The 9,609-nt window shown below is 70.1% G+C and carries 11 protein-coding genes, 1 tRNA gene and 1 riboswitch; of the genes, 5 read left to right on the top strand and 7 right to left on the bottom strand.

Features of this window, described 5'->3' with window-relative positions; all coding sequences use genetic code 11:
- Positions 1 to 62: 62 nt before the first annotated feature.
- A complete protein-coding gene (locus tag ACFWI4_RS09735) occupies positions 63 to 1,358 on the bottom strand; it encodes a PTS transporter subunit EIIC (RefSeq protein WP_387192966.1) in 1,296 nt (431 codons plus the stop codon).
- Between the two features lie 173 nt (positions 1,359 to 1,531).
- Between ACFWI4_RS09735 and ACFWI4_RS09740 the strand changes: the two genes are divergently transcribed.
- The 4 genes from ACFWI4_RS09740 (at position 1,532) to rdgB (ending at position 3,877) form a co-directional block, all read left to right on the top strand.
- Positions 1,532 to 1,765, top strand: coding sequence for a PTS glucose/sucrose transporter subunit IIB (locus tag ACFWI4_RS09740; RefSeq protein WP_019065908.1), 234 nt, complete (start codon positions 1,532 to 1,534; stop codon positions 1,763 to 1,765).
- A 131-nt stretch (positions 1,766 to 1,896) separates the two neighbouring features.
- Complete coding sequence (gene rph, locus ACFWI4_RS09745; protein WP_385407726.1) at positions 1,897 to 2,643, top strand: ribonuclease PH; 747 nt, start codon at positions 1,897 to 1,899, stop codon at positions 2,641 to 2,643.
- 146 nt (positions 2,644 to 2,789) lie between these two features.
- A complete protein-coding gene (locus tag ACFWI4_RS09750; RefSeq protein ID WP_387192970.1) occupies positions 2,790 to 3,188 on the top strand; it encodes a hypothetical protein in 399 nt (132 codons plus the stop codon).
- A gap of 86 nt (positions 3,189 to 3,274) precedes the next feature.
- Positions 3,275 to 3,877 (top strand): RdgB/HAM1 family non-canonical purine NTP pyrophosphatase, encoded by a 603-nt coding sequence (rdgB, locus tag ACFWI4_RS09755; protein WP_385407722.1) that lies wholly within the window; start codon positions 3,275 to 3,277, stop codon positions 3,875 to 3,877.
- A gap of 51 nt (positions 3,878 to 3,928) precedes the next feature.
- Here the strand turns inward: rdgB and ACFWI4_RS09760 are convergent.
- The 5 genes from ACFWI4_RS09760 to ACFWI4_RS09780 all read right to left on the bottom strand — a co-directional run bounded on the left by ACFWI4_RS09760 (position 3,929) and on the right by ACFWI4_RS09780 (position 6,404).
- Positions 3,929 to 4,013, bottom strand: a tRNA-Leu gene (locus ACFWI4_RS09760).
- A 29-nt stretch (positions 4,014 to 4,042) separates the two neighbouring features.
- Complete coding sequence (locus ACFWI4_RS09765; protein ID WP_387192974.1) at positions 4,043 to 4,918, bottom strand: HNH endonuclease; 876 nt, start codon at positions 4,916 to 4,918, stop codon at positions 4,043 to 4,045.
- 266 nt (positions 4,919 to 5,184) lie between these two features.
- The gene (locus ACFWI4_RS09770) at positions 5,185 to 5,505 is read right to left on the bottom strand and encodes a DMT family transporter (RefSeq protein ID WP_387192977.1); all 321 of its coding nucleotides are present in this window, start codon (positions 5,503 to 5,505) and stop codon (positions 5,185 to 5,187) included.
- A 39-nt stretch (positions 5,506 to 5,544) separates the two neighbouring features.
- A riboswitch (guanidine-III (ykkC-III) riboswitch) is annotated at positions 5,545 to 5,613 on the bottom strand.
- 52 nt (positions 5,614 to 5,665) lie between these two features.
- Positions 5,666 to 5,968 (bottom strand): co-chaperone GroES, encoded by a 303-nt coding sequence (locus tag ACFWI4_RS09775; protein ID WP_202555156.1) that lies wholly within the window; start codon positions 5,966 to 5,968, stop codon positions 5,666 to 5,668.
- Between the two features lie 97 nt (positions 5,969 to 6,065).
- Positions 6,066 to 6,404 (bottom strand): DUF3618 domain-containing protein, encoded by a 339-nt coding sequence (locus tag ACFWI4_RS09780; protein WP_387192980.1) that lies wholly within the window; start codon positions 6,402 to 6,404, stop codon positions 6,066 to 6,068.
- 134 nt (positions 6,405 to 6,538) lie between these two features.
- Here ACFWI4_RS09780 and bcp point away from each other — a divergent pair, with 134 nt between their 5' ends.
- Positions 6,539 to 7,006 carry a thioredoxin-dependent thiol peroxidase gene (gene bcp / locus ACFWI4_RS09785; RefSeq protein WP_387192983.1) on the top strand — a complete coding sequence of 156 codons (468 nt, stop codon included), beginning with the start codon at positions 6,539 to 6,541 and terminating at the stop codon, positions 7,004 to 7,006.
- Here the strand turns inward: bcp and ACFWI4_RS09790 are convergent.
- On the bottom strand, positions 6,987 to 9,497 hold the full coding sequence (locus tag ACFWI4_RS09790) for a transglycosylase domain-containing protein (protein WP_387192986.1): 2,511 nt from the start codon (positions 9,495 to 9,497) through the stop codon (positions 6,987 to 6,989). The two genes, bcp and ACFWI4_RS09790, sit on opposite strands and share 20 nt — an antisense overlap.
- Positions 9,498 to 9,609 lie beyond the last annotated feature (112 nt).

Consider the following 9,609-nt stretch of genomic DNA (forward strand, 5'->3'; position numbering starts at 1 on the left):
CCCCCGGACCAGCAGGTCCAGGGGCCTTCGCCGCGCGTGCGCCAGGCGGTTCGCGCCGAGGTCTACGCCTTCGTGGTGTCCTCGACCTCCTCGTCCGGCTCCCGCCCGGGCGTCTTCAGATCGAACTTCGTGATCGCGAACCGGAAGATGACGTAGTAGACGACGGCGAAACACAGGCCGATCGGGATGATCAGCCAGGGCTTGGTCGCCAGGTTCCAGTTGATGACGTAGTCGATCAGACCCGCCGAGAAACTGAAGCCGTCGTGCACGCCCAGTCCCCAGCTCACCGCCATCGACACACCCGTGAGCACCGCGTGCACCGCGTACAGCAGCGGCGCGATGAACAGGAACGAGTACTCGATCGGCTCGGTGATGCCGGTGACGAACGAGGTCAGCGCCACCGACAGCATCAGACCGCCCACCTCCTTGCGGCGGTGCGGCTTCGCGCAGTGCGTCATCGCCAGCGCCGCCGCCGGCAGCGCGAACATCATGATCGGGAAGAAGCCCGTCAGGAACTGCCCCGCGTGCGGGTCGCCCGCCAGGAACTGGTTGATGTCACCGTGCACCACCGTGCCGTCCGGCTTGGTGTAACTGCCGAACTGGAACCAGATGGGCACGTTCAGGAACTGGTGCAGACCGATCACCAGCAGGGCCCGGTTCGCGAGACCGAACACGCCCGCTCCCCACGAACCCGCGTGGTGCAGCCAGTCGCTGAAGTTCTCCAGGCCGTGACCGATCGGCGGCCACACCCACAGACACAGCGCCGCGAACCCGATCGCCACGAACGACATCAGGATCGGCACCAGACGCCGCCCGTTGAAGAAGCCGAGCCAGTCCACCAGCTTCGTACGGTGGAAACGGGCCCAGAACCAGGCCGCCAGCAGACCCATGATGATGCCGCCGAACACGCCCGGGTTCTGGAAGGTGAACGCCGTCACGCCACCGCCGGTCTCGCTCACCTGGCAGCCGATGCCCGGAATGGCCTTCGAACCGCCCGGACAGCCCTCGGGGAACTGGTGCAGCACGCCGTAGTAGACGAGGAAGCCCGCCACCGCCGCGAGCGCCGTCGAGCCGTCCGCCTTCTTCGCCATGCCGATCGCCACGCCGATGCAGAACAGCAGGGGCAGGCCCAGCGAGCCGTCGAGCAGGGCGCCGCCCGCGCCCACCATGACCTTGGAGAGCTTGTTCCAGCCGAGTCCCTCGTCCCCGAACACGTCGGGCTGGCCGAGCCGGTTGAGAATGCCCGCCGCCGGCAGCACCGCGATCGGCAGCTGAAGGCTGCGGCCCATCTTCTGAAGACCCTGGAACGCCGTGTTCCAGCGGGCACGAGCGGGCGATACGTCACTAACGGCACTCATCGGCGTCCTCCGGGCGGGCCGGTTTGGCGACTGCCCGCCGACTGGTGTAGACCAGTTGACGACGGGTCGCTCTGTCGTGATCGCCATCATTCGGCACCGACGACATGACCGCTCGCGAAGCTGGGCCAACTGTGGGTTACTGCGACAAAGCGGTTCTGATCAGGGAGTAGGACATGGCCACGAAGGCTGAGAAGATCGTCGCCGGGCTCGGCGGCATCGACAACATCGAAGAGGTCGAAGGCTGCATCACCCGCCTCCGCACCGAGGTCAAGGACCCCTCACTCGTCGACGAGGCCGCCCTGAAGGCCGCCGGCGCCCACGGCGTCGTCAAGATGGGCACCGCCATCCAGGTCGTCATCGGGACCGACGCCGACCCCATCGCCGCCGACATCGAAGACCTCATGTGAGCGACCCGACCCGCTGAAGCCGCCCCGGCCGCACCGGCCGCACCGCGCCTCAGCGACACCGCTCACCCGTGAGGGGCTGATTCCGCCACCGGCGGACAGCCCCTCACACCCGTGCGGCTAGGCTCGACACCATGTCTCGAATCGACGGCCGCACCCCCGAACAGCTGCGCCCCATCACCATCCAGCGTGGCTGGAGCAAGCACGCCGAGGGCTCCGTCCTCGTCTCCTTCGGCGACACCAAGGTCTTCTGCACCGCCTCCGTCACCGAAGGCGTACCGCGCTGGCGCAAGGGCAGCGGCGAGGGCTGGGTCACCGCCGAGTACTCCATGCTCCCGCGCGCCACCAACACCCGCGGCGACCGCGAATCCGTCCGCGGCAAGATCGGCGGACGCACCCACGAGATCAGCCGGCTCATCGGCCGCTCGCTGCGCGCCGTCATCGACTACAAGGCCCTCGGCGAGAACACCATCGTCCTCGACTGCGACGTCCTCCAGGCCGACGGCGGCACCCGCACCGCCGCCATCACCGGCGCGTACGTCGCCCTCGCCGACGCCGTCACCTGGGCCCAGGGCAAGAAGCTCGTCCGGGCCGGCCGCAAGCCCCTGACCGGCACCGTCTCCGCCGTCTCCGTCGGCATCGTCGGCGGAGTCCCCCTCCTCGACCTCTGCTACGAGGAGGACGTCAGGGCCGACACCGACATGAACGTCGTCTGCACCGGCGACGGACGTTTCGTCGAGGTCCAGGGCACCGCCGAGGCCGAGCCCTTCGACCGCAAGGAGCTCAACGCCCTGCTGGACCTCGCCGTCGCGGGCTGCGACGAACTCGCCGCCATCCAGCGCGCGGTACTCGAAGAGGCCTCACAGGCAACCGCGGGTTAACCCTTCGCGTTCTTATGGGTACGGGCGTACGGTCCTGCCGTGCGCCCTGCCGGCCTCCCAGGGCGGACCGGGCCGACCGCACCGCGGACCGGTCCGGCCCTCCGACGTGGCCGCACCACACCATGCCCACGGGGAGGGACCGTTCCATGGCCGCGCGCCACCGCAACCGCCGCCGTACCGCCGCACTCGCACTCGTCGCCGCACTCGTCGCCCTTCCGGCGGCCGTCGGCTGCGACGCGGTCGGCAAGGCGCTCGACTGCGTGCAGACCGCCGACTCGATAGCCGACAGCGTCACCGCGCTCCAACAGGCCGTCGAGAACGCCGCGAACGACCCGACGCAGACCGACGCGTCCCTCAACGCCATCGAGAACAACCTCGGCAAGATCGGCGACAAGACCGACAACGCCGACGTCAACAAGGCGGTCGACGAGCTGAACAAGGCCGTCGCGAACGTCCGCACCGCCGTCAGGAACGGCGACACGACCCCCGACATCACCCCCGTCACGGCGGCGGCGGGCGAACTGACGAAGGTGTGCACGCCGTAGAGCCCCGGCTGACCGGCGGCACCGGACCCGGTGTCAGGGGTGACCTGAGACCGGGTCAGGGGGGCGGCTCGGCGATACTGGCGGGCATGACCCGCCTGATCCTCGCCACCCGCAATGCCGGAAAGCTCACCGAGTTGAAGGCGATCCTCGCCGACGCAGGGCTCACCCATGACCTCGTCGGCGCGGACGCCTACCCCGACATCCCCGACGTCAAGGAAACCGGCGTCACCTTCGCCGAGAACGCCCTGCTGAAGGCCCACGCCCTCGCCCGGGCCACCGGCCTGCCGGCCGTCGCCGACGACTCGGGCCTGTGCGTCGACGTTCTGAACGGCGCCCCCGGCATCTTCTCGGCCCGCTGGGCCGGCCGCCACGGCGACGACCAGGCCAACCTGGACCTGCTCCTCGCCCAGCTCTCCGACATCGACGCCCCCCACCGGGGCGCCCACTTCGCCTGCGCGGCGGCACTCGCCCTGCCGGACGGCACGGAACGCGTGGTCGAGGGCCAACTCCTCGGCACCCTCCGCCACACCCCGGCGGGCACGAACGGCTTCGGCTACGACCCGATCCTCCAGCCGGAGAACGAGTCCCGCACCTGCGCCGAACTGACCCCCGCAGAAAAAAACGCCATCAGCCACCGAGGCAAGGCGTTCCGGGCACTGGTACCGGTGGTACGGGAGCTGTTGGGCTGAGTGCACACAATGAACGGCCTGCGTATCTGTCGATTCGCAGGCCGTTCGGGGTGCGGCGGAAGGGATTCGAACCCTCAAGCCGTTTCACGGGCCACAGATCCTAAGTCTGCTGCGTCAGCCGTTGCGCCACCGCCGCCAGTCGCCTGCCATCGTATCGGGAGTCGCTCACGGTGTTCTGCCTCCCCTGCACCAGGTGCTTGTGATCGCGTGACAGTTGGGGCACAGGTACCGCAGGTTCTCCCTGCGGTTGTCCCGCCAGTCCCCGCTGACGTGGTCGATCTGCAAGGTCATCGGGCGACCCATCCATGTACCGGCGTTGCCGCACTCCGTGCATGCGTAGGGCACGCCCACTTCGCTCAGTGCGCGGTGGAGCCGGGCTCTGTTGGTTCGGCCGGCCCGGTCCGGCAGAACGACCAGTACCCGGTGCGCCGTTGCCGAAGGTTCTGGGCGCTCAGGCCGCCCCCAGGCCCGGCGCTTGAAGTGGCTGGTGTCGAGGCCCAGGCGGGAGGCCGCGCGCCGGACGCGCCGGTGATTGGTGTCGTTGACGTCCATGCCGAGACCGCGCATCACGTCGGCGTAGCTGGTGGAGTTCTGCACGACACCACGCAACGTGTCATCGGCGATCGACGTGCGCCGGTGAGAGAAGTGCCCGATGTCGATGTGCTGCGCCGCCAGCATCCGGCTCAGCGTCGCACGCGAGCGGCTGTCGTCAGGAACGCCCAGTGCGCGGGCCACGCCCCGCACACTCGTTGCCGCGGCCGCGGCCGCCCTCAACTCCTCCGGGGTGAAGGGCAGGTCCGACTCGGGCCGGTCCATCCCCGGGAAATGGCTGATGTCGATCCCTGCCGCGCCGATGCGCCGGCGGATGTGGGACAGCGTTCCCGTGGCCGGGGTGGCTCCCAGCCTCAGTGCGACTTCGCGCAGCGAGGACGACGACATGGCGGCCTCGGAGATCGCGGCATCCGGATACTTGTGCCACGGGCTGCGCTTGACGAAGTGACGTGTGTCGAGTCCGTGGCCCGCCACCTTCTCCTGGAGCACGCGGCGCTGCCCTCCACTCGGCCTCAGGCCGAGCCGCCGCATCAGATCGGTCCAGTTGCGCGCCGAGGCGACGGCCGGTGCGAGGCGTTCCCTGCGGTACGGTTCCGCGTCCGGCGCCACCTGCCGTGGGACGGCCCGCGCCGCCGGTTCACCTGTGCTCCGCACGTCCGTGTCCCCCTTCATCTCGACCACACGTTCGTTGCCTCGCACGGAATAACGAACCACTAATCGGACGGTTACGCCCTGTGAGGGGTGTTCCGGTGGGGTCAGTGGCCCGAGGTTGCCTTCAGGCCCACTACCGAGAGCAGGAGCAGGCAGATGAAGAAGATGCGGGCCGCTGTGGCCGGTTCGCCCAGGAGGGTCATGCCGAGGACGGCCGCGCCGGCCGCGCCGATGCCGACCCATACGCCGTAGGCGGTGCCGATGGGGAGGGACCTGGCCGCGTAGGACAGGAGGACCATGCTCGCCACGATGCCCGCGCCCGTCAGGACGCTGGGGACCGGCCGCGTGAAGCCGTCGGTGTACTTCATCCCGATCGACCAGCCGACTTCGAGCAGTCCGGCGACGATCAGCAGAACCCAGGCCATGGGGGGTACCTCCGGGAGACGGGACGACGGCTGGACAGGGCTGCGTCGTCTTTGCTGAAGCCCGGTACGGCGCGTCTCGTCGGGAGTTCCTCCACCGTAGCAAACGAATGACGAAGGGGCCGGTGACCATGGTCACCGGCCCCTTCGGGGGCCGTACGCCCTACAAATACAGGCCGGTCGAGTCCTCGGAGCCCTCGAAGCGGTCCGCGGCCACGGCGTGCAGGTCCCGCTCGCGCATCAGCACGTAGGCGACCCCGCGGACCTCGACCTCGGCCCGGTCCTCCGGGTCGTACAGGACCCGGTCGCCCGGCTCCACCGTACGGACGTTCTGCCCGACCGCGACGACGTCGGCCCAGGCGAGCCGGCGCCCGACGGCCGCCGTCGCGGGGATCAGGATGCCGCCGCCGGAGCGCCGCTCGCCCTCGGCGGCGTCCTGCCGTACCAGCACGCGGTCGTGCAGCATCCGGATGGGCAGCTTGTCGTCATGGGTGCTGTGCGTTTCACGGTTGGCGCTCACGCCCCGAACCTACCTGTCCCGGACCGTTCCGTACGCGGGCGGGTCAGCCCTTGCGCCGACGCGTCCCCATCACGAGCAGCCCGGCGAGCCCCACCGCGACGAGCGCCACCGGCACGATGCGCTCCAGCCGGGGCGCGCCGTCCTCCGTGACGAACTGGGCCTTCACGTCGCCGACGACACGGTTGACGCCGACGTAGGCCCTTCCCAGGGTGTGGTCGATGTTCGAGGCGACCTTCGCCCTGGCGTCCCCGACGATCGTCTTCGGGTGGACCCGCACGCCGATCTCGTCGAGCGTGTCGGCGAGCGTTGTACGGCGGTGCTTGATGTCCGCCTCGATCTGCGCCGGAGTCCTGGTATCCGGCGTTCTCGACGTATCCGACACCGCGCTGCCTCCGTGGTCGTGTAGTGACTGCCTGATTCGGACAGTCTGTCAGTTCGTACCGGACCGCACCCCTCGGCACCCCCCATTACGCTCGTTCCGTATCCATTCCATCCCCCCGGCCACGTGAGGTTCCGATGAGCGAGCGACTCCAGCCCGGCGACACCGCCCCCGCCTTCACCCTGCCCGACGCCGACGGCAACGAGGTCTCCCTGGCCGATCACAAGGGCCGCAAGGTCATCGTCTACTTCTACCCGGCCGCCCTCACCCCGGGCTGCACGAAGCAGGCCTGCGACTTCACGGACAACCTCGACCTGCTGGCGGGCGCCGGTTACGACGTGATCGGCGTCTCCCCCGACAAGCCGGAGAAGCTGGCGAAGTTCCGTGAGAAGGAGTCGCTGAAGGTCACCCTGGTCGGGGATCCCGACAAGGCGGTGCTGGAGGCGTACGGGGCGTTCGGCGAGAAGAAGCTGTACGGCAAGACGGTCGTCGGTGTCATCCGTTCCACGGTGGTCGTGGACGAGGAGGGCAAGGTCGAGCGGGCGCTGTACAACGTGAAGGCGACCGGGCACGTGGCGAAGATCATCAAGGACCTGGGGATCTGACCGCCCTGGTGCCGCCCCCGGCGCCGCCCGTGGTGCCGCCGGTGGCCGATCCGGCGGTGCCGCCCCGGGTACCGGTGTGCGTGCCGCCGGAGTGAGCACCGCCGGTGCGCGTGCCACCGGTACCCGAGGTGGCACCCGTGCCCGTGCCACTGGTTCCGCCGCTCGTGCCGCCGCCGGTCCGCCCGTGCGGCCGCTCCCGCGCGGGGCCGTGGCCCGGCGTCCTGCCGGTCGACGGTGCGGGCCTGCTGCCGTTGGCCCCGCCCTGGGTGGTGTCGGTGGTGGCGCCGCCGTCCTGGCCGCCGGTGGGGTCCGTGGTGCCGGGGTCGTAGAGGGACTCGTCCGGTTCCTCCGAGCCCGGCTGGAGCTGGAGGTCGAAGTCCGTGTAGTCGGTCCCCTCCAGGGCGTCCCGGGTGAACTGGGCCCAGATCTGCGCGGGGTAGCCGCCGCCGTTGATGCGGGCCTGTCCGAGGGCGCCGTAGAGGGGCTTGTGGGCGCCGGTGTCGGGGTCCTGGCCCATCACGGCGACGACGGTGGCGAGGTCGGGGGTGTAGCCCGCGAACCAGGCGGCCGTGTCCTCCTCCGCCGTGCCGGTCTTGCCCGCGGCGGGCCGGCCCGCGTTCTGCGCGGCCTGGCCGGTGCCGCCGTCGACGACGCTCTGGAGCATGGAGGTCGTGGTGTCGGCGGCCTCGCGGCTCACGGCCTGCCGTTCGGCCGTGGTGTCGTCCCGGGCCGGCAGCCGGACGCTCTCGGAACCCTCCTTGGTGATCTTCTGGACGAGGGTGTACGGGCCGTGCCTGCCGTGGTTGGCGAGCGTGGCGTACGCCTCCGCCATGTCGAGGACGCTGGCGGTGGCCGGGCCGAGCGCGATGGAGGGGGAGGCGGTCAGGTCGGGGGTGTCGGAGGGCAGGCCGAGGGCCACGGCGGTCCGTTCCACGTTCGCGGGGCCGACGTCGACGGCCATCTGCGCGTACACCGAGTTGACCGACCGGTCGGTGGCGGTGCGCACGGAGATGTCCCCGTACGACTTGCCGTCCTCGTTCTCGGGTGCGTAGGCCGGGCCGTTCCAGCCCTGGACGGGGCGCTGGTCGGTGCCGTCGTAGACCGTGTTCGCGGTGACGGGGCGGCCGTCCTGGGTCTCCGAGCCGTTCTGGACGGCCGAGGCGAAGACGAACGGCTTGAAGGTGGAGCCGACCTGGTAGTCGCGGCGGGTGGCGTTGTTGACGTACTGCTTGGTGTAGTCGATGCCGCCGTACATCGCGAGGACCTTGCCGCTGGCGGGGTCGACGGCGACGCCGCCGGCGCGGACGTAGGTGTCCGCCTTGCGGTTCTTGCGGTCGAGCCGGTCCATCACCTGGTCGTTCACGGCCTGGACGAAGGCGTCCTGCTTGGACTTCTGGAGGGTGGTGGTGATGCGGAAGCCGCCGCGGGTGAGGGTGTCCTCGTCGAGGATCCCGTTCGAGGTCAGATAGGCGGTCACGGCCTGGACGAGATAGCCGCGCTGGCCCGAGAGACCGGCCGACCCCTTGGCCTGCCGGGGTTCGGGGAAGGCGACCCGGGCGCGGGCGGCGCGGGTCAGCCACTTCTTCTTGACCATGCCGTCGAGGACGTAGTTCCAGCGGGCGAGGGCCCCGGCCCGGTTCTCGGGGTGGGCGATCACGTCGTACTCGCTGGGCGCGTTGAGCAGGGCGGCGAGGTAGGCGCCCTGGCCGACGGTGAGGTCCCGGGCGGTGACGCCGTAGTAGGCCTGGGCGGCGGCCTGGATGCCGTAGGCGTTGCGGCCGTAGTAGCTGGTGTTGAGGTAGCCCTCCAGGATCTCGTCCTTGCTCTTCTCCCGGTCGAGCTTCACGGAGATGAAGAACTCCTTCACCTTCCGGGTGACGGTCTGTTCCTGGCCGAGGTAGTAGTTCTTGACGTACTGCTGGGTGATGGTCGAGCCGGACTGGCGGCCCTTGCCGGTGACGGTGTTCCAGCCGGCGCGGATCATCGCCTTGGGGTCGATGGCGGACTCGCTGTAGAAGTCGCGGTCCTCGGCGGCGAGGGTGGCGTGCTGGGCGGCCTTGGAGATGTGCTCCAGGGTGACGTTCTCGCGGTTGACGTCGCCGTCGCGGGCGAGCTGGCTGCCGTCGGCGTACAGGAAGACGTTGCTCTGCTTGACGGCCGCGGCGTTCGCCGAGGGGATGCGGACGAGGAAGTAGCCGAGGGCGAACAGGCCGGTGAGGAGCAGGGCCGTGCCGAGGATCGTGCCGAGCACCATGCGCCAGGTCGGGACGAGCCGGCGCAGGCCGGTCCGCCTGGGCCGCTGTCTCCCCTTGCCCTTCCCGCTGCCCCTGCCCTGCGGCTTCTGCCTGGTGCCGGGTCCGCCCGGTCCTGCTCCCGGCCCCTGCCGCGGGCCTGTCTGCGGTCCCGCCGCGGGGGCCGGGTCCGGGCGGGGGCCGGTTCCCGGTTCCCTGGATGCCCAGCCCTGGCTGCGCTGCTGCGGCTCGTCGCTCATCTGTTCGCCGGACTCCCGTTTCGCGTCGTACGGTCTCGTGCGCCCTCTTACGCCTGATGCGCCCCGTATGAAGACTCTCGCACCATGTGTTCCCTCGCCCGTCCCGGCACGC

The organism is Streptomyces sp. NPDC127038, from assembly GCF_042725875.1.
Classification (GTDB): Bacteria; Actinomycetota; Actinomycetes; order Streptomycetales; family Streptomycetaceae; genus Streptomyces.